Consider the following 24,263-nt stretch of genomic DNA (forward strand, 5'->3'; position numbering starts at 1 on the left):
GGTTAACAATGAAACGATTATATCGCTCACAATATGATCGGAAGTTAGCAGGCATATGTGGTGGGCTTGCTGATTACTTTAAAATCGATGCAACGATTATTAGAATTGTCATGGTTATTTTGTTTTGTATTTCTATAGGATTCCCTATGTTAGTTGCTTATATTATCGGTGCCTTTATTATCCCAAATGAAGAGGATGTGTCTTAATATGTTACGTTGGCTCATTGGATTAGTATTAAATGCACTTGTCCTAATGGGCATTGCGTACTTATTTTCGGGCTTTGAGATAGCTGGCTTTGGAACAGCGATTTTAGCAAGCTTATTACTTTCGATTGTCAATATGATTGTCCGCCCAATTTTAGTTATATTCACATTTCCGATTACGATTTTAACATTAGGTCTCTTTTTATTTGTTATTAGCGCTGTAACCTTAATGTTAACAGCGTGGATGATGAGTGATGCCTTTGTCATTGATGGCTTTTTCACAGCGGTATTAGCTGCTATTTTAATTGCATTAGCGCAAACCTTTGTTATCAAACCGTTAAAGAAGAAATAATTGAATGAGAGCACCACTTTCTTTTTGTACGTGGGTACTGTAAAAGTACAAATTAACTTTTTCAGTGCTCATGTTTTTACAGGTGGTGCTTTTTGCTATCGCTCCTTTTACAAACTCATGGTCATAGCGATGTCCGGTTGAACATGCTAGAATGTGTATAAGCACATTTGTTGCATTTTGCTGACAGCTTGTTAGAACGAAAAGGGTGGGATAGATTATGGATAAGGTGACAGTCAAGGATATTGTAGAGAAATTTGATTTAGAAATTTTAGCCGGTGAAGAAGGAATTCACCGAAAGATTCCAATGAGTGATATTTCACGTCCTGGGATTGAGATTGCGGGATATTTTAATTTCTATCCTGTTAAACGGTTACAATTACTTGGACGAACAGAATTGACCTTTCTTGAACATATGGATCCAATTGTCAAAAAAGAAAGAATGGACAAGCTCTGTACATATGATACCCCTGGAATTATTATTACTCGTGGGATGGAGCCGCCACAAGAGTTAATTGAAGAAGCGGAAAAGGTCGGTCTTCCTTTGCTGAGATCATCTTTTTCAACAACAAGATTAAGTAGTAGCTTAACTACGTACCTTGAAAGTCAGATGGCACCAACAACAGCCATTCATGGTGTGTTAGTGGATATTTATGGTGTTGGCGTTTTAATTACAGGTAATAGTGGTGTTGGTAAAAGTGAAACAGCTCTTGACCTCGTACGACGTGGTCACCGTCTTGTAGCCGATGATTCTGTTGAGATTCGTCAAGATACAGAAGGAACGTTAATTGGTAGTTCTCCAGAGTTGATTCAGCATTTACTCGAAATTCGTGGATTAGGTATTATTAATGTGATGACGCTGTTTGGAGCAGGTGCGGTTCGTCCTTTTAAACGAATTGTCCTTTGTGTTAATTTGGAGCTTTGGGATCAGAAAAAGGCGTATGATCGATTAGGCTTGGAAGAAGAAAAAATGAAAATTATTGATACAGATATTACGAAATTAACGGTTCCTGTTAGACCTGGTCGTAACTTAGCGGTTATTATAGAAGTAGCTGCCATGAACTTTCGCTTAAAGCGATTGGGGTATGATGCGGCACAAGAATTTACAAAACGATTATCGAATGTTATTGAAGAAGGAGATCATGATGATTTCCATTAAGAGGAGTGAGTTGAGTGGAGGGGCAAATTGAACCACTAAATCCGGTGTTTTTAGAGCTTGGACCTTTTACGATTTATTGGTATGGAATTTTAATTGGATTTGGAGTCTTTCTAGGTTATTTCTTAGCATCTAGAGAAGCTGTGAAGAGAGGAATGCCTAAGGATACGATTGCTGATTTATTACTATATGGTATTCCGATTTCGATTCTTTCTGCAAGACTATATTATGTCGTATTTCGATGGGAGCATTTTGCCGATAACCCAATAGATGTCATTAAGATTTGGGAAGGTGGATTAGCGATTCATGGTGCTTTAATCGGTGCTGTGCTTACATGCTATGTGTTCACAAAAAAGAAAAATTTATCTTTTTGGCAGTTAGCTGACGTAGTTGCACCTAGTATCATTTTAGGTCAAGCCGTCGGACGGTGGGGGAATTTCATGAACCAAGAAGTTTATGGGGGACCTGTTACAAGAGAATTTCTTGAAGGACTGTTTTTACCTGAATTTATTATTAATCAAATGTACATAGGCGGCACCTATTATCATCCGACATTTTTATATGAATCGATTTGGAATTTGCTTGGGCTAGTCTTATTACTTTGGCTTCGTCGCTTTAGTGTGCGCCAAGGGGAAATATTCTTATCATATCTTATTTGGTATTCTGTAGGCCGTTTCTTTATTGAAGAAATCCGTCTAGATTTCTTACTTGTCGGTGGCTTGAAGACGGCACAGGTCGTTTCGGTGCTTCTTGTTATTGGGGCGGTTATCCTAATGATCTACCGTCGTAGACAACCAGATACACCTCGCTACCATGATCCGGCATTGCCAGAAGCTAAGAAGAAAAAGAGTACAAAGCAAAAGAGTGCTAAGAAAAAGAAAAAATAAGCTGTAGTGATTGAAAGGAAGCTTACGAATGCCAACAATTGATACGATACTTTTTGATTTAGATGGAACGTTAATTAATACGAATGATTTAATAATTGAGTCGTTCCTACACACACTTGACCATTTTCACCCAGGTGAGTATAACCGTGAAAAAGTGATTGAATTTATCGGGCCCCCACTAGTAGATAGCTTTCAATCTGTTGATCCAGGTCGAGTTGATGAGATGGTGACTCATTATCGAGAGTTTAACCATCGAATGCATGACGAGCTTGTGACAGAGTATGTTGGGGTGTATGAGACGATTGAAAGGCTACATAAGCAAGGCTATAAGCTAGCCATCGTCACAACAAAAATTCGCAAAACGGCATTGATGGGGTTACAGCTAATGAAGCTAGACCAATTCTTTGATGTTGTCATTGGTTTAGATGATGTCAAGCATGCAAAGCCACACCCTGAACCACTTGAAAAAGCGCTGGAGCAATTAGGCTCTAAGAAGAAATCATCGATGATGGTCGGTGATAGCCATTCTGATATTTTATCAGGAAAAAATTTAGGAATACCAACAGTTGCGGTTGCTTGGTCAATAAAAGGGATGGATAAGGTAAAGAGCTTTGGAGCTGATTATATCATTGATGAGATGGCCGAGCTGCTGCCAATCGTAGGAGCTGATCATAAGTGAGCCGAAGAACTGAACGCTACCCTGTCAAAACAGCTAATTCTCTTTGGCATGTGTATAAAACAGTTCCCTTTTTCAAAGTAGTAAAGAACTTCATTGTGATTCAGCTAGCTCGTTATACACCTATTCTAGGACTGAAAAATTGGATGTATCGCCGGTTATTACGAATGAAGGTTGGCGATGAAACAGCCGTTGCGTTAATGGTCATGATGGATGTCATGTTTCCAGAACGTATTCATATTGGAACCAATTCAATAATTGGCTACAATACAACTATTCTTGCACATGAATATTTAATTGAAGAATATCGCTTAGGAGATGTCATCATTGGTGATCGAGTGATGGTCGGTGCTAATACAACGGTCTTACCGGGTGTGACGATTGGTGATGGTGCAATCGTTTCAGCAGGAACGCTCGTTCATAAAGATGTACCCGCTCACACGTTTGTTGGAGGCAATCCTATGAGAGTGATAAGGGAATTGAACGAGTCTACTCATCAAAGTGAAAATACTTAATAAATGTTATTCGCTGGGGAAGTGTGAAAGCACTAACCTCAGCGTTTTTTTCGTTGTGACGGTTTTCATACTGAAGAGTGATGAGTATTATTTTTTTTAAAAGATACGAAAGTATAAAATGATTAGAAGTACTGTGGTGAACCAAGAAGACGGAAGCAGACTCAGTGACGTGCGTCGGCTTCGCTCGTTACAAGTTATTCTGAAAGAACCCCACTTCAGAATAACTTCAATCCATCGTAACGGCTCCGCACAACGCAATTAAGAAAAGACGCTATCGCGTTTTTCCTAAACTATTTCGTCTTTTGTTGTTGACGCTAATGGTAAGACGGTGTACACTACTAATATCTTTAACTTGTTAGCACATTAGCGAACTAAAGTATTTGGTGAATATAAAATGAATCTGCAAGGAGTGGCTAGAATCATGTCTAAGTTGTTTATGTTTGAAAAGCCAATAGGAATGCGAGATACACTACCGCACATGTATGTGACAAAGAAAAACGTACGTGAACAGCTCGAACACGAAATGGCGAGCTGGGGTTATCAAATGATTGAAACACCAACTTTAGAGTATTATGAGACGGTTGGTGCGGAGTCAGCCATTTTGGATCAGCAATTATTTAAATTACTTGACCAGCAAGGCCATACACTCGTTCTTCGTCCAGATATGACGGCTCCGATTGCCCGACTTGTTGCTTCGAGCTTGAAAGGTGAAGCATATCCACTTCGTTTAGCGTATGGATCAACGGTTTTTCGTGCACAGCAAAATGAAGGTGGGAAGCCAGCTGAATTTGATCAAGTGGGGATTGAATTGATTGGAGATGGAACGGTAAGTGCGGACGGTGAAGTGATATCACTTATGATCGCAGCTCTAAAACGTGCCGGCCTGTCTCACTTTAAAGTCGCATTAGGGCATGTAGGCTTCGTAAATGCGTTTTTATTAGAGATCGTTGGCAGTGAACAGCGTGCCGATTCATTACGTCGCTTCCTATATGAAAAAAATTATGTTGGTTACCGTGAACATGTGAAAAATCTACCACTTTCCTCCATTGACCAAGGGAGATTATTAGGTCTATTGAAGCTACGTGGAAATGAAGGAACATTAGATGAAGCGAGAAAGCTTGTTTCAAGTCAACAAGGATTAAAGGCGATTGAAGAGCTGTCTGAACTATTGGCTGTATTGGAGAGCTATGGTTACGCAGACTATGTGAAATTTGACTTTAATCTTGTGTTGCATATGAGCTATTATACAGGTGTTGTGTTTGAGGGCTATGGTGGAAACTTAGGAGTGCCATTAAGCAGTGGCGGTCGTTACGATGAATTGTTAGCCAAATTTGATCGCCCTGGTCAAGCAACAGGCTTTGGCGTACGTCTCGATTTGTTAATTGAAGCTTTAGGGGAAACGAAAGGAATAGAGCAAACGTGCATTTTATTTAGTAAAGAGCGTCGAAAAGAAGCGTTTGAGAATGCAGCGTCTTTAAGAGAAGCAGGCAAAGCCGTTGTTCTGCAAGATATTGCTGGTGTAGTAGATGTAGACGCGATGTCAGGACAATATGAAGAGGTGCTTTACTATATCGGTGCCAAGAAGGGAGAGGTGTAGGATGACCGACTGGTTAACAGTAGCAATGCCAAAGGGACGGATTTTTGAAGAAGCTGTAGAGCTATTACGGAGAGCAGGCTATCAGCTTCCATCTGAATTTGATGATTCACGTAAACTGATCATTGATGTTCCTGAGGAAAAGATGCGCTTCATATTAGCAAAGCCGATGGATGTACCGACCTATGTCGAGCATGGAGTAGCTGATATCGGAGTTGCAGGAAAGGATGTCATGATTGAGGAGGAGCGAGTTGTCTATGAAGTACTTGATTTGCAAATTAGCGCTTGCTATATGGCTGTGGCCGGACTTCCTGGTTATGAAAAATCTGATATTAATCCTAAGGTTGCCTCGAAATATCCAAATTTAGCGACGCAATACTTTAAAGAGCAGGGGGAGCAGGTCGAGATTATTAAACTAAATGGCTCGATTGAACTAGCTCCGCTCATCGGCTTAGCAGACCGGATTGTTGATATCGTTTCAACAGGACAAACGTTAAAGGAAAACGGATTAATTGAGCTTGAAACGATGGTTACGATTACGTCACGCTTAATTGTTAACCCTGTAAGTTACCGCATGAAGGATGAACGTATTGATCAAATGGTTGAGCGATTATCAAAGGTGATTGAGGAGGAACGTGCATGAAAATCATCCGAGTCGAAGGTGAAGTGAGCTTAAAGCGTGATATTGATACAGGAACAGCTCAGCAGCTTGAAGCAGTCGAACGCATTATTCATCAAGTGAAAGAAGAAGGAGATCAAGCATTGTTCACTCTAACTGAACAATTTGATCGTGCCGTATTGTCGAAGCTTCGTGTTGAACAAGAAGAAATGCTCACAGCACATGAGCAAATGGATGACGACGTACTGGGAGCACTTCGTGAAGCGATTATGAACGTGCGAGATTTTCACGAACGTCAAAAGCGCCAGTCTTGGATGACGACTAAGGAGGATGGGACGATTCTTGGTCAGAAAATCACGCCTCTCGATTCAGTCGGTGTCTATGTACCAGGTGGAAAAGCGGCTTATCCATCTTCGATTATGATGAACGTCGTACCAGCACAGGTCGCTGGTGTCAAACGCATCGTAATGGTTTCTCCCCCGCAAGCAGATGGGACATTACCAGCAAGTGTACTGGCAACTGCTTATGAGCTTGGTGTTGAGGAAATTTATAAGGTTGGGGGTGCACAAGCAATTGCTGCGCTAGCATTTGGAACCGAAACGATTCAACGAGTTGATAAAATAACCGGACCAGGAAACATTTACGTCGCCTTAGCGAAGCGTGCTGTGTTCGGTGAAGTCGATATTGACATGATCGCTGGTCCGAGTGAAATTGTTGTGTTAGCTGATGAACAAGCGAACCCGCGATATATTGCAGCAGATTTGCTTTCACAGGCTGAGCATGATGAGCGTGCCTCAGCGGTACTTGTGACCCCTTCGCAGTCGTTGGCAGAACAAGTTAGCAACGAAGTTATGAACCAGCTTGAAACATTACCGAAAAAGGAAATAGCAGAGAGTTCGATTCATGATTATGGTGCGATTTATGTAACGGCTAATTTAGACGAAGCGATTGAAGTAGTAAATGAATTAGCACCAGAGCATTTGGAATTGTTAACGAAGGAGCCGATGGCATTAGTAGGACGTATTCGCCATGCGGGGGCAATTTTTGTTGGTCCTTATAGCTCGGAGCCTGTTGGTGACTATTTTGCTGGACCGAACCACATCTTACCGACCAATGGTACAGCTCGTTTTTCAAGTCCTTTAAATGTCGATGACTTTACGAAGAAATCAAGTATTATTTCATATAGTCAACAAGCACTACAACAGAATGCTGGAACTATTTCTAAGCTAGCTCGTTTAGAAGGGTTAGAAGCTCATGCAAGAGCAATTGATATTCGTTTGGAGGGAAAGTAAGTGAGAGAAGCGACGATTGAACGTCATACAGGTGAAACACAAATTAAGCTTGCTTATACGATTGATGGAGAAGGAGTATCAAAGCAGGAATCCGGTGTACCGTTTTTAGATCATATGCTTGATTTATTCGCAAAGCACGGTCATTTCAATTTAGAAGTTGACGCAAACGGCGATACAGAGGTCGATGATCATCATACGACGGAGGATATCGGCATTTGCCTAGGCCTTGCGATTAAGGAGGCACTCGGCGATAAAAAAGGGATTCGTCGCTACGGAAATGCCTTCGTGCCGATGGATGAAACGTTAGCACAGGTTGTCGTTGATTTAAGCAATCGCCCTCACTTAGAATTTCGTGCTGAATTCCCGAGTCAAAAGGTTGGCTCGTTCGATACCGAGCTTGTCCATGAATTCATGTGGAAGCTTGCGCTTGAAGCACGAATGAATTTGCATATTATCGTTCACTACGGTCAAAATACACATCATATCATTGAAGCGGTTTTCAAGGCATTAGCTAGAGCACTTGATGAAGCGACGAGTATTGATGAACGAGTAAAAGGGGTTCCATCCACGAAAGGAATGTTGTAAATGATCGGTATTATTGATTATGGAATGGGGAACTTGCATAGTGTCAGCAAGGCGTTAGAACGACTTGATTTAGGCTATATCATGAGCGATAAAATCGATGATCTTCAAGGGGTAGATGGCTTACTACTTCCAGGAGTGGGAGCTTTTCCTGATGCGATGAAAACATTAAATCATATGGGAATGACAGGATTTATTCAGCAATGGGCAGAAGAGGGGAAGCCGTTGCTTGGCATTTGTCTTGGAATGCAGCTGTTATTTGATGAAAGTAGTGAGTATGGCCGAACAGAGGGCCTTCAATTACTCCCTGGTCGTGTCGAACGTTTTAATGGTGTCGATAAAAACGGTGAGACGTATAAAGTACCTCACATGGGCTGGAACCAACTTCATTTTCAACAGGTCGATCATCCTTTGTTAGAAGGCGTTGATGAGGGGCACGTTTATTTTGTTCATTCGTATGTTGTGAAGCATGACGAGGAGGATGTTCTCATTGCTTCTAGTGAATATGATGGCGTCGTTCCAGCTGTTGTTGGGAGAAAAAACGTGCTTGGCACTCAATTTCACCCTGAAAAAAGTAGTGATGTAGGGATGACGATTTTACGCAATTTCGGCAAGTTAGTGAAGCAAGGGGGAGAAGCGCGTGAGCACGTTTAATATTTATCCAGCGATTGATATGAGAGATGGCAAATGCGTTCGCTTAGTTCAAGGAGATTATGATCAGGAAACGATCTATGGTGATTCACCGTTCCATATGGCTGAACAGTTTGCCAATGATGGAGCTAGTTGGATTCATATGGTTGACCTTGATGGAGCAAAAGCAAAGAAACGAGTCAATCATGAGTATGTGATCAGAGTTGCGAAAGAGCTTAATGTAAAGGTACAAATTGGTGGAGGGATTCGCACAGCGGAGGATGTCGCTTTTTATTTAGATCAAGGTGTTGACCGGATTATTTTAGGAAGCGTTGCAGTAAACAACCCCAAATTTACGAAAGAAATGCTGCAACAGTATGGCGGTGAACGAATTGTTATTGGTCTTGACGCAAGAGATGGCTATGTCGCAACAGAAGGCTGGCTGGAAACATCATCTGTTAAGGCGGAAACACTCGCTCAAGAGCTCGCTCGTCATGGTGCGGAAGTGTTTATTTTTACTGATATTTCTCGTGATGGGATGCTATCAGGACCGAATACAGAAGCGATTACAGCGCTTGCTGAAGCAACGGGTAAAGAAGTGATTGCCTCAGGTGGCGTTAGCTCGCTTGCAGATTTGGGCGAACTGAGAGAACGTGCAGGTAAAGGTGTTGGTGGAGCGATTGTCGGTAAGGCTTTGTACACGAACCAATTTACGTTACAAGAAGCTTTAAAAGGAGGCAGCTAAATGCTTACAAAGCGTATTATCCCGTGCTTAGATGTCAAGGAAGGTCGGGTCGTGAAAGGGGTTCAGTTTGTTGATTTAAGAGATGCTGGTGATCCAGTGGAACTGGCTGCGTTTTATGATGAACAAGGGGCAGATGAACTCGTTTTTTTAGACATTTCAGCGTCTCATGAAGGCCGTGAAACGATGATTGAAGTCGTTGAGCAAGTGGCTGGGACATTGGCGATTCCATTTACAGTTGGTGGTGGCATTAATAAGCTTGAAGATATGAAGCGTGTTCTCCGTGCGGGTGCTGATAAGGTTTCGTTGAATACAGCAGCGGTCCTCCGTCCAGAACTTATTAAAGAAGGAGCTGATTTCTTCGGCTCACAATGTATCGTTGTGGCGATTGACGCGAAGTATGATGAAGAGCTAGGCTCATGGCGTATTTACACTCACGGCGGACGCAAGCCAACTGTATGGGAAGTAACGACGTGGGCAAAGGAAGCCGTACGATTAGGTGCTGGAGAGATTTTGCTAACGAGCATGGACCAAGACGGAGCGAAAACAGGCTTTGATTTAGCGTTAACGAAAAAGGTGAGTGAAGCTGTGTCTGTTCCGGTTATTGCTTCTGGTGGTGCAGGAGATCAGGAAGATTTTAAGGATGTATTTGAGGATGCAAAGGCAGATGCAGCACTAGCCGCTTCAATCTTTCACTACAAGGAAACGTCTGTAGCGGAAGTGAAAGGGTATTTAAGAAAAGAGGGTGTGACAGTTCGATGAGTATAGAAGCAATCCAATTTGATGAAAAAGGGCTCGTTCCAGCTATTGTGCAGGATGCGGCTAGTAAAGAAGTACTAACGCTTGCTTATATGAACGAAGAATCGTTGAAGAAGTCGATTGAAACGAAAGAAACGTGGTTCTATTCCCGTTCAAGACAGGAGCTATGGCACAAAGGAGCGACATCAGGAAATATACAAGCAATCGTTGATATGCGCTACGATTGTGATGCTGATGCGTTAGTTGTATTGGTCAATCCAGCAGGGCCAGCTTGTCATAAAGGAGTTTATACGTGTTTTGCCGACTCGTTATTAAAGGAAGAAGTGAAAGTGAACCCGTCCAGATATGCGATATTAGATGAGCTTGAACGAGTCATTGCTGAGCGTGAGGCTGAACGTCCTGAAGGTGCATATACGACTTATTTATTTGAAAAAGGCGTCGATAAGATTTTGAAAAAGGTCGGTGAGGAAGCCGGTGAGGTGATCATCGCTGCGAAAAACCGCGACCATGAAGAATTAAAATGGGAGGTTGCCGATTTATTCTATCACACACTCGTTTTATTACGAGAACAAAAGCTTCCGTTTGATGAAGTGCTACGAGTGTTAGAGGAACGGCATAAAAAGTAGGAAAAACAGCATTCTCGAAGGAGGATGCTGTTTTATTTAAATTTCAGTACCCTCTTTTATACCTTTTTCTGCACGCTTGATTCTTTCTAAGGGACTGTGCGAGTCGACAAAAATTGTGTATACTGAGGAGATAGAATAGGAAGTATGAAACAAGTGGAGGGAAAAGGCTGCATGAAAGTAACCGAACATGATCAAGGAAATCAAAATATTGTCCCTTTTTATCAAACAGGTGACTATTTCTTTCATCGTGGAGTCGAAGCGTTTAGAAAGAAGAATCACCAACGAGCGATTAAATTGTTGGAACGAGCGATTAAATTAACAGCACAAGAGCCTGTTTTTCATGTTCAGTTAGCTGCCATCCTTTCTGAAGTTGGAGATTATGAGCGTTCGAATGGTATTCTAAAGCGCGTATTAAAGGAACAAGACGGCAATGTGGCGGAATGTTACTTTTTTATGGCGAATAATTATGCTTATTTAGGCTTTTTTCATGAAGCTGAGCAAGCAACAAAGAACTATTTAGAGTTGAGTGAAGATCAACGTTTTGCTGAGGATGCGAGAAATTTGTTGGAGCTTCTTCGGTTCGAGGCTGAGGATACAGATTGGGAGGATGAGATGGTCGTTGAAGAAGAGTATGAGCTTCTCATGCAACATGATCAAGCTTTGCGACTTCTACGCTCTGGTCAATGGAATGAATCGATCCCTCTTTTAGAAGAGATTATTGATGAGCATCCAACCTATTGGGCAGCATATATTCAAGCTGCTGAAGCGTACTTTCGAATTGGTGATAAGCAATCGGCTTATGAGCTCTGCCAAGCTGTTTTAGATAAAGAACAAGGAAATGTGTTGGCACTATGTCAACTAGCCATGTTGTATTGGCAGGATGGACAGACTAAGAAGGCTGAGCCCTATATTCATGCTTTACGTCAGCTTTATCCTATCGACGTGGAACAGAAGATGAAGGTCGCAGAGGTGCTCTGTCAATGCGGAGACTACGAGCAAGCTTATCAACGATTAAAATCGATGAAAAAAGCGATACTAGAAACGAAGACGTCCGCATTGTGTTGTTTAGGGATTGCGGCTCATTTTTTATATGACCCTGATGCTATACGTTTCGTGCAACGAGCAGCAAAGCTCGGTGATGAGCAAGCGAAGAGAATTGTACGTGGAGAGTTAAACATAAGCGAGGCGCAAATATGGCAAGGGTCTTTTTGAATGGGCAAACGGAAACTCATTCCGTTAATGTGTGAAATGGGGCGTTTAAACGTACGAAGTGGAACGTCATTCCGCTAATAGACAGAAAGAAGAGCAAAGCGAAGCACGTATGATCAAATAGCGGAACGAGGATCCGGAAGGGCAATTAAAAAAGGCTGTATGAAGGAAATAGCGGAATGAGATTCAATCAAGGGTTCACGGGTGACCTCGGCTTCGCGCAAAGCTTTAAGAAAAGAGCTATCGCATTTTTCTTAAGCAATTAAATAGACAGAATCGGTCGTTTTGATTACGATAAAGATATAAATAAAGAGATCAAAGGAGTGTAGAAAACATGTCTGAAGAAAATGTGTATGATGTTGTCATTGCGGGTGCAGGACCTGCTGGAATGACAGCTGCTGTCTATACATCGCGTGCTAATTTATCAACGATTATGCTTGAGCGTGGAATGCCTGGTGGACAGATGGCAAATACGGAGGATGTCGAGAATTATCCAGGGTTTGATCATATTCTTGGACCAGATTTATCAACAAAGATGTTTGAGCATGCGAAGAAGTTCGGTGCTGAATATGGCTATGGTGACGTGAAGGAAATTATTGATGAAGGTGATTTTAAGCTCGTTAAGGCAGGCTCAAAAGAGTATAAGGCTCGTGCGGTAATCGTAGCAACGGGTGCTGAATACAAGAAGATGGGGATTCCAGGTGAGAAGGAATTTAGTGGACGTGGTGTTTCTTATTGTGCGGTTTGTGACGGTGCTTTTTTTAAAGAAAAAGAGCTTGTCGTTGTTGGTGGAGGAGATTCAGCGGTGGAAGAAGCAGTGTATTTAACGCGCTTTGCTTCAAAAGTAACGGTCATCCATCGTCGCGATGAATTACGAGCTCAGAAAATTTTACAGCAACGTGCTTTTGATCATGACAAGGTTGAATTTATTTGGAATCACGTTGTCAATGAAATTCATGGTGGTGATAGTGGCAAGGTCGATCGTATTTCAATAGAAGATGTGAATACAGGTGAACAACGTGAATTCAAAACAGACGGTGTCTTCATTTACATTGGAATGTTACCTCTCAATGACAGTGTGAAACAATTAGGCATTACGAATGAAGAGGGCTACGTTGAAACGAATGAGGAAATGGAAACAAAAGTTCCTGGTATCTTTGCGGCGGGTGATATACGTGAGAAATCCTTGCGTCAAATTGTGACCGCAACAGGGGATGGTAGTGTTGCTGCACAAAATGTTCAGCACTACATTGAAAGTTTGCAGGATAAAGCGAAGGTTTGACATCAATTCGCAATCAAACGTCACTCGTTCTTAATCGCTCTGTAACAGTCATGAAATATAAAAAGGGTACTATAGAGATAAGTAATTGACCCCCTTTTTTATATACTTTATCGCACGGACTACGGTTCGTGCCCTTTTTTTTATAAAAAGGTTGGAATATTGTGTAAAAACGGATTTCGTTGCGACAAAACTTTTAAAATTTGAAATAATAATAGGACATCTTATAGAGGTTGTTCTTGAATGACTTCGAAGCAATGAGTGTAGTAGCTACATCTCTTAAAGCCTTGTGGTGAGTGGTTTTTTCGCCACAAGGCGTAGCGAACGGAGCCATTGCCATGATTTTTTGGTGCTTTTTAAACAGACTCTAATAGGACATCTTACAGACTAAAGTCCTGACTTGGGAAAATAAAAAGTCGGACACAAGAGAGAACATTGACATTGCTCGTAACTTAATGTCTGTAAGAAAAAACATTATTAAATTCTTGGATCTTCGGTCTTTCTTAAACATGTTTTGACGACCTTTCTTGATTGTAGGAACGTTCACTTGAGGGTATAATATAATCATAGTGAGGTGGAAATGTTGCAGCGTGTTACGAATACAGTCTTACAATCAGATGGGAAAGTGTTACTTTTACAAAAGCCTAGTCGGCATTGGTGGGTTGCTCCTGGTGGGAAAATGGAACCAGGTGAGTCGATTATTGAATCTGCCAAACGAGAGTTTCGTGAAGAAACTGGCTTACATATAAAGGATCCTAACCTTCGAGCTGTGTTTACGATGGTCATGATGAAGGATCAGAAGGTTGTGAATGAGTGGATGATGTTCACCTTTCATGCAACTGATTATGAAGGACAGTTACTGAAAGAGTCACCAGAGGGGAAGCTTTCGTGGAAGCAAGAGCAAGAAGTGCAACAGCTGACGATGGCTGAAGGAGATTTGTATATGTTTGAGCATGTTTTACAACGTAAAGGGGTATTGTATGGTACCTTTTATTACACAGAAGAGTTTGAATTAATCTCGCAACGATTAACTCCGGATTTTACATAATGTGCTGAACGAAGATGGCACTGAAAAAGTTAGTTTGTCTTTTTTAGTAGTGTCAAAAGAGGGGGAGCTTGATGAACAGCAGCCGTGAAGAAATCGAAATCGTTATTATTACAGGTATGTCTGGGGCAGGGAAAACGGTCGCTGTCCAAAGCTTTGAGGACTTAGGTTATTTTTGTGTGGATAACTTGCCACCTGCCTTAATTCCGAAGTTTATTGAATTAATCGAAGGGTCAAATGGGAAGATGTCGAAGGTTGCGCTTGTGATGGATTTGCGTGGACGGAAGTTTTTTGATCATCTTTTTGATGCGATTGATGCGATTAGCTTAGCGCCACATTTACATTTTAAATTACAAATTTTGTTTTTGGATGCAAAGGATGCTAAGCTCGTTCAACGCTATAAGGAAACGAGACGTTCACATCCGTTAGCTCCTGATGGCCTACCGCTTGAAGGCATTAAGCTCGAACGTGAGATGCTAGAGGAAATGAAAGGAAGAGCACAACAAATTATTGATACGACTGATTTAAAGCCGATCCAATTACGTGAACGGATTACACAACAGTTTACGTTAAATGAGCGACACCCCTTTTCCATTAATATGATGTCATTTGGCTTTAAATATGGAATGCCGATTGATGCGGACCTCGTTTTTGATGTGCGTTTTCTCCCAAACCCCCACTATATTGACCACATGCGTCCAAAAACAGGATTAGAAGAAGAGGTCTCTTCCTATGTTTTAAAATGGACGGACACGCAGCAATTCATTGAGAAGCTAACCGATTTGTTGCAATTTATGCTACCTCAATATAAACGTGAAGGGAAGAGCCAGGTAGTCGTTGGCATCGGCTGTACAGGTGGAAAGCACCGTTCTGTTACCTTGGCAGAATATTTTGGGAAGGAATTTGCTGATGAGTACAAGGTTCACGTTCGACATCGTGATATCGATAAAGGGAAGGAAACGAAATAAGTGAAAAAAAGAGATCAGATTGTCGTTATTGGGGGAGGCACTGGGTTATCAGTATTATTAAGAGGTTTAAAAACATTTCCAATTGATATTTCAGCAATTGTGACTGTTGCCGATGATGGTGGTAGTTCAGGACGACTACGCAAAGAATTAGATATTCCACCACCAGGTGATGTGCGCAACGTATTAATCGCTCTTGCTGAAGTTGAGCCGTTAGTAGAAGAATTGTTTCAGCATCGTTTTGCAAATGGGAATGGCCTATCAGGGCACTCATTAGGAAATTTGTTATTGGCAGGGATGACGTCAGTTACTGGGGATTTTGCTCGCGGAATTTCAGAATTAAGCAAAGTATTAAATGTTCATGGCAATGTGTATCCGGCTGCCAATCGTAGTATCGTGTTGCATGCTGAAATGACAGATGGCACGATTGTGACTGGAGAATCACGAATCCCATTAGAGAAGAAACGAATTAAGCGAGTCTTTCTTACTCCTAGTAAGGTCGAACCGTTAGAGGAAAGTGTGCAAGCTATTTTACAAGCTGATGTGATTTTATTAGGTCCTGGTAGCCTCTATACAAGTGTGTTACCAAACTTGATCGTTCCTGGTATTCAGGAAGCGATTAAACGCTCACAAGCTAGGAAAGTCTATATATGTAATGTGATGACACAAAGTGGTGAGACTGATGGTTTTTCTGCTGCCGAACATGTTCAGGCGATTATTGATCATGGTGGTGTAGAGCTAGTTGATGAGATTCTCGTTAATGGTGCTCCGATTTCACCATCATTACAGGAACGCTATGCAAAAGAAGGAGCCGTACCTGTTGAAGTTGACCAACAACGACTAGAGAAGATGGGTATTCAAGTTATTCGTGATGAATTTGTCATCGAAGCAAATGGTGTTTTGCGTCATGATGCAGTTAAGGTATCAAAAGCGCTATTACGATCAATGTAAAGTCATTCAAGCTGAAGGGAGGGATGGCATTGTCCTTTGCAGCTACAACAAAGAAAGAATTAACACAATTAGAACAGGATGATTGTTGTGCGAAAGCTGAGCTCGCTGCACTTGTGCGTATGAATGGTACGTTATCCTTTAACCAAATGAAAATTAGTTTAGATGTGACGACGGAAAACGCAGCGATTGCAAGGAGGATGTACACGCTTATAAAGCGGGTTTTTCCTAACATGTTTGTTGAGTTGCTAGTGCGAAAGAAAATGCGCTTGAAGAAAAATAATGTCTACCTCGTAAGAATGAAGCATGGTGCTCAGCCATTATTAGAAGACTTAGGGATTTTGGCAGATGGCTTTCAATTTATTCGCACGATTTCCGAATCATTAACGGAAAAACCTTGCTGTAAACGAGCTTATTTACGTGGTGCATTTCTGGCAGGTGGTTCTATTAACCATCCTGAAACGTCTTCCTATCATTTGGAAATTTATTCAATGTATGAGGAGCACAACCATTCGTTATGCGATTTAATGAACGAATATGAATTAAATGCAAAAATGTTGGAACGTAAGAAGGGGTTCATTACGTATATAAAGGATAGTGAGAAAATTGCGGAGCTTTTAAATATCATCGGTGCTCATCAAGCATTGCTTTATTTTGAAGATGTACGCATTATGAAAGATATGCGAAACTCTGTCAATCGCTTAGTTAATTGCGAAACTGCTAACTTAAATAAGACGGTTGGTGCAGCCCTGCGACAAGTAGAAAACATTCGCTTTGTCGATCGTGAAATCGGTTTAGCTGAATTACCGCCTAAGCTTCGAGAGATTGCTGAGCTCAGAATTCGTCATCAAGATGTCACATTAAAAGAGCTCGGCGAAATGGTCGAAAGTGGTAAAGTAAGTAAGTCAGGGGTCAATCATCGATTAAGGAAAATTGATGAGATTGCTAATAAGCTACGTAATGGGGAAGCGTTTGATGTATCAACATAGAACGAAAATTAGGAGGGAGGATACGACATGGTTGAAAAAGATGTCATTGTGAAACGTAAAACAGGTTTACAAGCAAGACCAGCAGCACTATTCGTACAGGAGGCAAATCGTTTTTCATCGGAAGTGTTTATTTTAAATGGAACGAAGAAAATAAATGCGAAAAGCATTATGGGTCTAATGAGCTTAGCTATTAGCCACGGAACGGAATTGACGTTAAGTGTCGACGGTCAAGATGAAGAAGAAGCATTAGAAGCTTTAGTGAATTTTATTGAAACGGAATGAATGAAGGCGGCCTTTGGTCGTCTTTTTTACATATTTAGAATTTATAAGCGGAGCCCTCTCCGATAAATAGGTGCTGCATTGGTCGCGTACTGTACGCGGTTCCTCATTCCTCGATTTTTCCTCTATTTCAACATGTAGGCTTCATTTCTTGTGTTTTTGCTGCAATAGAGGGAGGGAGATTCCATTATGCTACGCTATTTTTTCCATTATGGGTAGGAGGATTCCCTGTGGCGTGCCCTCTTCCCACCCGTGCGATGATAGAACAGAGTACGACGACGAGGCAGGTGACCTCGTGCGACATGTAACCCTCGTACCTCTATTCACCCTGACTTTCCCTTTTTACAGTCGTTACGGTCTCCTCATGCCTCTATTTCGGATTTTACTCCTTTTTTTGACCTTGTTTAGCTCAAATAGCGGAAGGAGGAATCCTTTTTCTTCTCAGGAAGTGGAATTATCACAATTAACGGAAGGAGGATTCCCTTTGTTTTTGAGCGACTCATGTACCTTGACAGGATATGCGGATTCGAAGCGATTTATAATGGTCATATTCTTTAATCACAAAAAAACTGTCGACTGTCTCACATAAGCGAGACAGTCGACAGGTGTGGCTACTATAACGTGCTACTTTTTTAGTTAGCTGGAATGACGCTATCAATTAAGCCGTATTCCTTTGCTTTTTCTGCGATCATGAAGTTATCACGGTCTGTATCGCGCTCGATCACTTCCAATGGTTGACCAGTACGCTCAGCTAGAATTTTGTTTAAGCTTTCACGCATTTCAAGAATACGCTTAGCGTGGATTTGAATGTCAGATGCTTGACCTTGTGTTCCACCAAGCGGTTGATGAATCATCACTTCACTATTTGGAAGGGCGAAACGTTTGCCTTTCTCACCTGCTGCTAGTAAGAAAGCACCCATTGATGCTGCCATACCGATACAAATCGTTGAAACCTTTGGCTTGATGTATTGCATCGTATCGTAGATGGCCATACCAGCTGTAATCGATCCACCTGGACTGTTAATGTAAATCGAGATGTCCTTCTCTGGATCTTCTGCTTGTAAAAATAATAGCTGTGCGACAATAGAGTTGGCAACATTATCGTCAATCGCACTTCCTAACATAATAATACGGTCTTTTAATAATCGTGAGTAAATGTCATAAGCACGTTCGCCACGGTTTGTTTGTTCAATGACTGTAGGGATTAAATTCATTGTTCATTCCTCCTTGAGTTATACTTATTCTTTTCTTTAGAAGCAATTAATGAAATCGTTACTTCTTTCTTATGTACTTATCATACCTAAAAGGTCAAAGAAGGTCAAATGATATACCTCCATACTATACTATTCCCTATTTATATATTTAAACCCTGCTTTCATGATAACCGAATTTCGCTGAATGTAAACGAAAAAGCCTATCTGGATTTGTTGTTGTCTTTCTTCAATAAATATAATATACTACATTACAACAGTAATGCACTATATTAGTCATGAAGAGAGGTGGGTTGAGTGATCCTTGACCATGATAATGGTAAGCCGTTGTATATCCAAATAGCTGAATGGATTGAAACCGAAATTTTGAGACGGAATTTAACGACTCATGATAAAGTTTATTCACAGTATCAATTAGCTGATATGTTCACGATTAATCCGGCAACAGCCGCTAAAGGGTTAAATCGATTGGCTGATGATGAAATTTTGTATAAAAAGCGAGGACTCGGAATGTTTGTTTCAGAGAAAGCAGAGGAGATGATTCTAAGCCGAAGGAAAGCACTACGACTGCAGCAGTTAGTCGATGATTTAGTGATCGAAGCTAGACATGTTTATGTTGAATTGGACGAAATCATTGACATGATTAAAGTGGCGCACGAGAAGGAAATGGAGGGGAAATGATGAGTGTCATAACTTGTGAGAATGTGAGCCAAACGTTTCAGAAGACAGAAGCATTAAAAGGAATGACATTTACGATTCAACCCAATTCAATTACAGGGGTTATTGGACGAAATGGAGCAGGCAAAACGACATTGCTGAAGCTGCTTGCGGGCTTTACGAAGCCTAATGCCGGGGACATTAAGGTATTTTCTGAACGTCCATTTGATAGTCTAAAAGTTTCAGCGAACTCGATATTTGTTGATGATCAAATGAGCTTTCCATCATCGTTGAACTTACAAGAAATTTTACAATTCGCTGCGCATTTTTATCCGAATTGGGATCAGGAGCTGGCAGAGCGATTATTTGATTATTTTCAATTTCAGCCAAAGCAAAGCCACCAAAAGCTATCTAAAGGGAAGTGTAGTACGTTTAATGCGATTATTGGATTATGTGCACGCTGTCCATTAACAATCTTCGACGAGCCGACAACGGGGATGGATGCCGCAGTTAGGTCGGATTTCTATCGGGCATTGATGAAGGAATATTTGGCTTATCCACGTACGATTTTATTATCGAGTCATCATATTGAAGAAATCGAAGAATTGTTAGAGGATGTTCTACTCATTCACGAAGGAAAGAAGCTTATGCACATTCCTGTTCATACATTAACTGAAATGGCCGTTCAACTTTCTGGGTCAGAAGAAGTTGTGGAGGAATGGACGAAGAATAAAAAGATATATGATCGGAAAATCGTTGGGACAGACCGAGTCTATGTCGTTGTTGAAAATGATTTCACAGACGACGAAAGGAGACAATTGAAGCGAGATGGACTTGATGTGATGAACGTCTCAGCCAATGATATGTGTGTGTATGTGACAAAAACGACGGAAGGTGGGATTGATGATGTCTTTCGCGAGCGTTAAATTTTCAGATGTTGTTAAGAAGCAGTATGCCTTTAAGGTTCGTTCTTATATGGGATCAATTTTGACGCTAATCTTTCTGCAAATAATAGCCATTTTCCTAGCATCATCGACAGCTAATTATGGCTCACATGGATCGAATGGGATTACGATTACAGGGCATATGTATTCAAGTGATATGGTGTTAATCTTTACTTTTTTGTGGGCAGTTATTACAGCGATCCTCCTTACTACGAAGGCGTATCGTTATGACGATCATTCGTTCATTGCAACACGAAATAGTAGCAATCTCGCAAATGTCCTCTATCTTTTGTCAGCTAGCATATTTGCAGGGGTTACGGCGATGTTATCTAGCTTTCTTATTAAAACAATTGGTTATTTTGTACATGAAGTACACATTTATGAACGGGTTTCAATTAGTGTAATCGAATATATGACCGGGTTAAGCGCAAGTGTATTATATGTATGTCTATTTGCAATGGTCGGTTACGTTATTGGTTTGCTCGTGCAATGGAGGAGACTGTTCATCGTTGTCATTCCTGTTCTTTTCATTGGTTCGATGTTTAGTACGAATACGCATCATTCTAATCCAACTGCACTTGAAGTCATTACGAGCTTTATTTTTCAGGAGTCATCCTTTCTACTATTCTCAGTAAAGATCATCGTCATCTGCGTTGTGTTGTTCCTATCATCGATGGTGATCTCTAAACGATTGGAGGTTCGATTATAATGGTCATACTAAGCTTTCTACCATTGATCGTCATCCTTGTTTTGTTATTTGGGTTGGCGAAAGTTCCGAATTACGTTGGTGGGACTGTCATGAAGTGGATCATTGCCGTTTATGTGGTTATTGTATTAGGTTCAATCATGACGTATTCATTGATTCCTGCTTCAAATGCTGAGTCTCAGACATCTTGGGGTGACGATAATGATCCTGAGATGACGATCTTTGAAGCGATAGAAACGGATCGATTAGAAGAGTTTGAACCTTTTGTTCATCAACGGTGGAGTTTTCCGTACGATCGTCAAGATGAGGCATTTACTATTCGTTCATCTAGTCATGATTACGTGGAATATAACGTTTTCTTTATTGAAAAGGAAGAAGATGATGGAGTGATCGATGTTGCTTATTATGCGTCCGATTTTATGGTCAATGGACATCCTATAGAAGATGAACGGCTACACCCTTCTCTTGATTTAATCGGAGATGAATTACTTGTACGAAATCCGGACCCAGTCGAGATTACAATAGCTATGGAAGAGCCTGAGCTTGTCATTCGCCAATTTTCTAATGATCAAGGAGGTTTCTTCAGTGGGGGATTTGGAACCTATACTTATTATGAAAATACGCTTGTTGTGTACGTTCCAGTTGATACGGAGATAGAAGAAGGGATGAATGTTTATCCTATAGAAGATTGATAACTTGACTCATGTTCGTACAACAGTAAAATGATTGTAAATGAAAAAAATCGATCCTTATTCCGTTCGTAAGCTTCAGTAATACTGAATGCAAGAAAACATGCAGAAGTGGAATGAGGATTCGATTATGAAATTAATCAACTGACTTCAATGGGAAGTTAGACTAAAGGGGGTTATGTATAATGACAGAAATTGTTATCTATTCTAAACACCATTGTCCATTATGTGATAAAGCGATTGCTAAAATAAAGACGTTAAAGGAACAATATGAGCTATCAATTCGCGTTATTGATATTTATGAAGATGACGAGCTACTTGAGAAATACCAATTAATGATTCCGGTTGTTGAGATAGAAGGAGAAGAGATTGATTTCGGACAAATTTCAGAAAATAAACTATTAAAGCGGTTACAATCGAAAAATGGCGAAAATTAACTTGTGAAATACCGCTATCCTTGTTACTATAAATATGAGCCTGTGGTTCTCTTTTTTTATAGCGATCGGGACATGAAACGTCTATGCGGGACAAAATAAGTCCATTTATGAAAAGGAGCTTGACTCGTAATGAAGCGGATATTAGACATTCAACGGAAATTATTGCCCGATTTGCTTGATGTGATGATCAAGCGCTATAGAATTATTCGATACATAAAATTGATGCAGCCGATTGGGCGTAGAAGCCTGGCGCAAAACCTTCAGCTTTCTGAACGTGTCTTGCGTAAAGAGGTAACGTTTTTAAAGGATCAAGGACTTGTTCATTTTGCTTCAGCAGGGATGAGTATTACTCCAGATGGCGAACAGCTTTTCTTAACACTTGAAGAAGTGATGAAGGAATTGTTCGGTTTACGTGACCTTGAGAAGAGCTTGGAAAGACGCTTTGGCATTAAACGTGTCTTCGTCGTTGCAGGAAATAGTGATGAAGATGAATGGGTGAAAAAGGAGCTTGGACGTGCTTGTATTCAGCTATTGAAATCACGCTTAAAGCCTAACGATGTCGTTGCGGTGATGGGTGGTACAACGCTTGCTGCTGTTGCCGATATGATGATGCCTGAGGTGAATATGCGTAGTGTGACCTTTATTCCAGCGCGTGGTGGACTTGGTGAGCAAGTGGAGAATCAAGCGAATACGATTAGTGCAAAATTAGCTAGTCGTGCTGGGGCACAGTACAGGCTGTTACATGTTCCTGAGCAAATTAGCGAGGAAGCATATGCATCTCTTGTATTAGAACCTTCTTTACAGGATATCCTAAAGCTGATTAAATCAGCATCGACTGTTATCCACGGAATTGGAGATGCGAAAACGATGGCGCTCCGTCGTCAGTCTCAGCACTCCTTTGTTGACAAGCTCGTTGACGAGGATGCAGTTGGTGAGGCATTTGGTTTTTATTTTGATCGAATGGGTAAGCCGATTCATAAACAACGGACGATTGGCTTACAGCTAGATGATCTCGAAAATGATGATAAATATGTCATTTCCATCGCTGGTGGAGACTCAAAAGCACAAGCGATATCAGCCTTTATGAACTATCGCCCTAGTGACGTACTCATTACGGATGAAGCAGCGGCTGAATCATTATTAGCATTACCCCACGAATAAGTAGAAAAGGCGCTATGCGTTTTTCTTATAAATTAAGATTCATATTTAGGAGGAGATTGAACATGGCAACAAAAATTGGTATTAATGGTTTTGGACGTATCGGACGTAACGTTTTCCGTGCAGCTTTAAACAACTCTAACGTTGAGGTAGTTGCAATTAACGATTTAACAGATGCAAACATGCTTGCACATCTTTTAAAGTATGACACTGTACATGGCAAGCTAGACGCTGAAGTATCAGTAAATGGTGATGCATTAGTTGTTAACGGAAAAGAAATCAATATTTCTGCTGAGCGTGACCCAGCAAAGCTTGAGTGGGATAAGCGTGGAGTAGAGGTTGTTGTGGAATCAACTGGTTTCTTCACAAAACGTGCGGATGCTGCTAAGCACATTGAAGCTGGTGCTAAGAAGGTTATCATTTCTGCTCCTGCATCTGATGAAGATATTACAGTCGTAATGGGTGTTAACGAAGACAAATATGATGCTGCAAGCCATGACGTTATTTCTAACGCTTCTTGTACAACTAACTGTCTTGCGCCATTCGCGAAAGTTCTTAACGATACATTCGGTCTTAAGCGCGGTATGATGACAACTGTTCACTCATACACAAATGACCAACAAATTCTTGATTTACCACACAAAGATTACCGTCGTGCTCGTGCGGCTGCTGAGAACATCATCCCTACAACTACGGGTGCTGCGAAGGCTGTTGCTCTTGTTCTTCCTGAGCTTAAAGGTAAATTAAACGGTGGAGCAATGCGTGTACCAACTCCAAACGTTTCTCTTGTTGATTTAGTTGCAGAGCTTGACAAGGATGTCACTGTAGAAGATGTAAACGGTGCTTTCAAAGCAGCGGCTGAAGGTCCTTTAAAAGGAATCCTTAACTACAGCGAAGAGCCATTAGTATCTACTGATTACAATGGTAATGCACACTCTTCTTCAATTGATGCTCTTTCAACTATGGTTATGGAAGGGAACATGGTTAAAGTGATCTCTTGGTATGACAACGAGTCTGGTTATTCTAACCGAGTTGTGGACTTAGTTGAATACATTGCAAGCAAAGGACTATAATAGATAGCACAGTAGATAGAGGAGGTAGAAGGTTATTCTCCTCC

28 protein-coding genes and 1 pseudogene are annotated in these 24,263 nt (G+C 41.0%); 28 read left to right on the plus strand and 1 reads right to left on the minus strand.

The window, feature by feature from the left end; all coding sequences use genetic code 11:
* The first annotated feature begins 8 nt into the window (after positions 1 to 8).
* The 21 genes and pseudogenes from ACERJO_RS17770 (at position 9) to ACERJO_RS17870 (ending at position 17,347) form a co-directional block, all read left to right on the plus strand.
* Positions 9 to 206: a PspC domain-containing protein gene (locus ACERJO_RS17770; protein WP_247106572.1), complete on the plus strand. Its 198-nt coding sequence runs from the start codon at positions 9 to 11 to the stop codon at positions 204 to 206.
* A 1-nt stretch (position 207) separates the two neighbouring features.
* Positions 208 to 555, plus strand: coding sequence for a phage holin family protein (locus tag ACERJO_RS17775; RefSeq protein ID WP_373648369.1), 348 nt, complete (start codon positions 208 to 210; stop codon positions 553 to 555).
* A gap of 217 nt (positions 556 to 772) precedes the next feature.
* Positions 773 to 1,711, plus strand: a complete 939-nt coding sequence (hprK, locus tag ACERJO_RS17780; RefSeq protein WP_247106575.1) for an HPr(Ser) kinase/phosphatase — start codon at positions 773 to 775, stop codon at positions 1,709 to 1,711.
* Between the two features lie 14 nt (positions 1,712 to 1,725).
* Complete coding sequence (gene lgt / locus ACERJO_RS17785) at positions 1,726 to 2,595, plus strand: prolipoprotein diacylglyceryl transferase (protein ID WP_247106577.1); 870 nt, start codon at positions 1,726 to 1,728, stop codon at positions 2,593 to 2,595.
* A gap of 28 nt (positions 2,596 to 2,623) precedes the next feature.
* A complete protein-coding gene (ppaX, locus tag ACERJO_RS17790) occupies positions 2,624 to 3,274 on the plus strand; it encodes a pyrophosphatase PpaX (RefSeq protein ID WP_373648371.1) in 651 nt (216 codons plus the stop codon).
* Positions 3,271 to 3,786, plus strand: a complete 516-nt coding sequence (locus tag ACERJO_RS17795) for an acyltransferase (protein WP_373648372.1) — start codon at positions 3,271 to 3,273, stop codon at positions 3,784 to 3,786. The genes ppaX and ACERJO_RS17795 overlap by 4 nt, the downstream gene beginning before the upstream one ends.
* 421 nt (positions 3,787 to 4,207) lie before the next feature.
* A complete protein-coding gene (locus tag ACERJO_RS17800; RefSeq protein WP_373648373.1) occupies positions 4,208 to 5,383 on the plus strand; it encodes an ATP phosphoribosyltransferase regulatory subunit in 1,176 nt (391 codons plus the stop codon).
* 1 nt (position 5,384) lies between these two features.
* Complete coding sequence (gene hisG, locus ACERJO_RS17805) at positions 5,385 to 6,023, plus strand: ATP phosphoribosyltransferase (protein ID WP_247106585.1); 639 nt, start codon at positions 5,385 to 5,387, stop codon at positions 6,021 to 6,023.
* Positions 6,020 to 7,291: a histidinol dehydrogenase gene (hisD, locus tag ACERJO_RS17810; protein WP_373648374.1), complete on the plus strand. Its 1,272-nt coding sequence runs from the start codon at positions 6,020 to 6,022 to the stop codon at positions 7,289 to 7,291. The genes hisG and hisD overlap by 4 nt, the downstream gene beginning before the upstream one ends.
* Positions 7,292 to 7,876, plus strand: coding sequence for an imidazoleglycerol-phosphate dehydratase HisB (gene hisB, locus ACERJO_RS17815; RefSeq protein ID WP_373648376.1), 585 nt, complete (start codon positions 7,292 to 7,294; stop codon positions 7,874 to 7,876).
* A complete protein-coding gene (gene hisH / locus ACERJO_RS17820) occupies positions 7,877 to 8,527 on the plus strand; it encodes an imidazole glycerol phosphate synthase subunit HisH (RefSeq protein ID WP_247106591.1) in 651 nt (216 codons plus the stop codon).
* Complete coding sequence (gene hisA, locus ACERJO_RS17825) at positions 8,514 to 9,248, plus strand: 1-(5-phosphoribosyl)-5-[(5-phosphoribosylamino)methylideneamino]imidazole-4-carboxamide isomerase (RefSeq protein WP_373648378.1); 735 nt, start codon at positions 8,514 to 8,516, stop codon at positions 9,246 to 9,248. Before hisH ends, hisA begins: the two co-directional genes overlap by 14 nt.
* Positions 9,249 to 10,007 (plus strand): imidazole glycerol phosphate synthase subunit HisF, encoded by a 759-nt coding sequence (gene hisF, locus ACERJO_RS17830; protein WP_373648380.1) that lies wholly within the window; start codon positions 9,249 to 9,251, stop codon positions 10,005 to 10,007.
* Positions 10,004 to 10,630, plus strand: coding sequence for a bifunctional phosphoribosyl-AMP cyclohydrolase/phosphoribosyl-ATP diphosphatase HisIE (gene hisIE, locus ACERJO_RS17835; protein WP_247106596.1), 627 nt, complete (start codon positions 10,004 to 10,006; stop codon positions 10,628 to 10,630). Before hisF ends, hisIE begins: the two co-directional genes overlap by 4 nt.
* 144 nt (positions 10,631 to 10,774) lie before the next feature.
* On the plus strand, positions 10,775 to 11,842 hold the full coding sequence (locus ACERJO_RS17840; RefSeq protein WP_373648382.1) for a tetratricopeptide repeat protein: 1,068 nt from the start codon (positions 10,775 to 10,777) through the stop codon (positions 11,840 to 11,842).
* 328 nt (positions 11,843 to 12,170) lie between these two features.
* A pseudogene (gene trxB, locus ACERJO_RS17845) lies at positions 12,171 to 13,121 on the plus strand (thioredoxin-disulfide reductase); the annotation flags it as partial.
* A gap of 577 nt (positions 13,122 to 13,698) precedes the next feature.
* On the plus strand, positions 13,699 to 14,166 hold the full coding sequence (locus ACERJO_RS17850; RefSeq protein ID WP_306421213.1) for an NUDIX hydrolase: 468 nt from the start codon (positions 13,699 to 13,701) through the stop codon (positions 14,164 to 14,166).
* A gap of 71 nt (positions 14,167 to 14,237) precedes the next feature.
* On the plus strand, positions 14,238 to 15,131 hold the full coding sequence (rapZ, locus tag ACERJO_RS17855; RefSeq protein ID WP_247106607.1) for an RNase adapter RapZ: 894 nt from the start codon (positions 14,238 to 14,240) through the stop codon (positions 15,129 to 15,131).
* Positions 15,132 to 16,079, plus strand: a complete 948-nt coding sequence (locus ACERJO_RS17860; RefSeq protein WP_247106609.1) for a gluconeogenesis factor YvcK family protein — start codon at positions 15,132 to 15,134, stop codon at positions 16,077 to 16,079.
* A 29-nt stretch (positions 16,080 to 16,108) separates the two neighbouring features.
* Complete coding sequence (gene whiA / locus ACERJO_RS17865) at positions 16,109 to 17,065, plus strand: DNA-binding protein WhiA (protein WP_247106656.1); 957 nt, start codon at positions 16,109 to 16,111, stop codon at positions 17,063 to 17,065.
* Positions 17,066 to 17,092: 27 nt separating this feature from the next.
* Positions 17,093 to 17,347, plus strand: a complete 255-nt coding sequence (locus ACERJO_RS17870; RefSeq protein WP_247106610.1) for an HPr family phosphocarrier protein — start codon at positions 17,093 to 17,095, stop codon at positions 17,345 to 17,347.
* A gap of 629 nt (positions 17,348 to 17,976) precedes the next feature.
* Here the strand turns inward: ACERJO_RS17870 and clpP are convergent.
* Positions 17,977 to 18,558 (minus strand): ATP-dependent Clp endopeptidase proteolytic subunit ClpP, encoded by a 582-nt coding sequence (gene clpP, locus ACERJO_RS17875; RefSeq protein WP_035345505.1) that lies wholly within the window; start codon positions 18,556 to 18,558, stop codon positions 17,977 to 17,979.
* Between the two features lie 294 nt (positions 18,559 to 18,852).
* On the opposite strand from clpP, the gene ACERJO_RS17880 reads away from it, so the two are divergent.
* From ACERJO_RS17880 to gap, 7 genes are all read left to right on the plus strand, one after another.
* Positions 18,853 to 19,236, plus strand: a complete 384-nt coding sequence (locus ACERJO_RS17880; protein ID WP_373648383.1) for a GntR family transcriptional regulator — start codon at positions 18,853 to 18,855, stop codon at positions 19,234 to 19,236.
* A complete protein-coding gene (locus ACERJO_RS17885; protein ID WP_373648385.1) occupies positions 19,236 to 20,138 on the plus strand; it encodes an ATP-binding cassette domain-containing protein in 903 nt (300 codons plus the stop codon). The genes ACERJO_RS17880 and ACERJO_RS17885 overlap by 1 nt, the downstream gene beginning before the upstream one ends.
* Complete coding sequence (locus tag ACERJO_RS17890) at positions 20,119 to 20,865, plus strand: hypothetical protein (RefSeq protein ID WP_373648386.1); 747 nt, start codon at positions 20,119 to 20,121, stop codon at positions 20,863 to 20,865. Before ACERJO_RS17885 ends, ACERJO_RS17890 begins: the two co-directional genes overlap by 20 nt.
* A complete protein-coding gene (locus ACERJO_RS17895; RefSeq protein ID WP_247106614.1) occupies positions 20,865 to 21,554 on the plus strand; it encodes a hypothetical protein in 690 nt (229 codons plus the stop codon). Before ACERJO_RS17890 ends, ACERJO_RS17895 begins: the two co-directional genes overlap by 1 nt.
* 182 nt (positions 21,555 to 21,736) lie before the next feature.
* Positions 21,737 to 21,988 carry a glutaredoxin family protein gene (locus ACERJO_RS17900; RefSeq protein ID WP_247106615.1) on the plus strand — a complete coding sequence of 84 codons (252 nt, stop codon included), beginning with the start codon at positions 21,737 to 21,739 and terminating at the stop codon, positions 21,986 to 21,988.
* 129 nt (positions 21,989 to 22,117) lie between these two features.
* A complete protein-coding gene (locus ACERJO_RS17905) occupies positions 22,118 to 23,149 on the plus strand; it encodes a sugar-binding transcriptional regulator (protein ID WP_247106616.1) in 1,032 nt (343 codons plus the stop codon).
* Between the two features lie 62 nt (positions 23,150 to 23,211).
* Positions 23,212 to 24,219, plus strand: a complete 1,008-nt coding sequence (gap, locus tag ACERJO_RS17910; protein ID WP_035345521.1) for a type I glyceraldehyde-3-phosphate dehydrogenase — start codon at positions 23,212 to 23,214, stop codon at positions 24,217 to 24,219.
* The last annotated feature ends 44 nt before the right edge of the window (positions 24,220 to 24,263 follow it).

This window comes from Halalkalibacter sp. AB-rgal2 (assembly GCF_041821005.1).
Classification (GTDB): Bacteria; Bacillota; Bacilli; order Bacillales; family Bacillaceae_D; genus Halalkalibacter.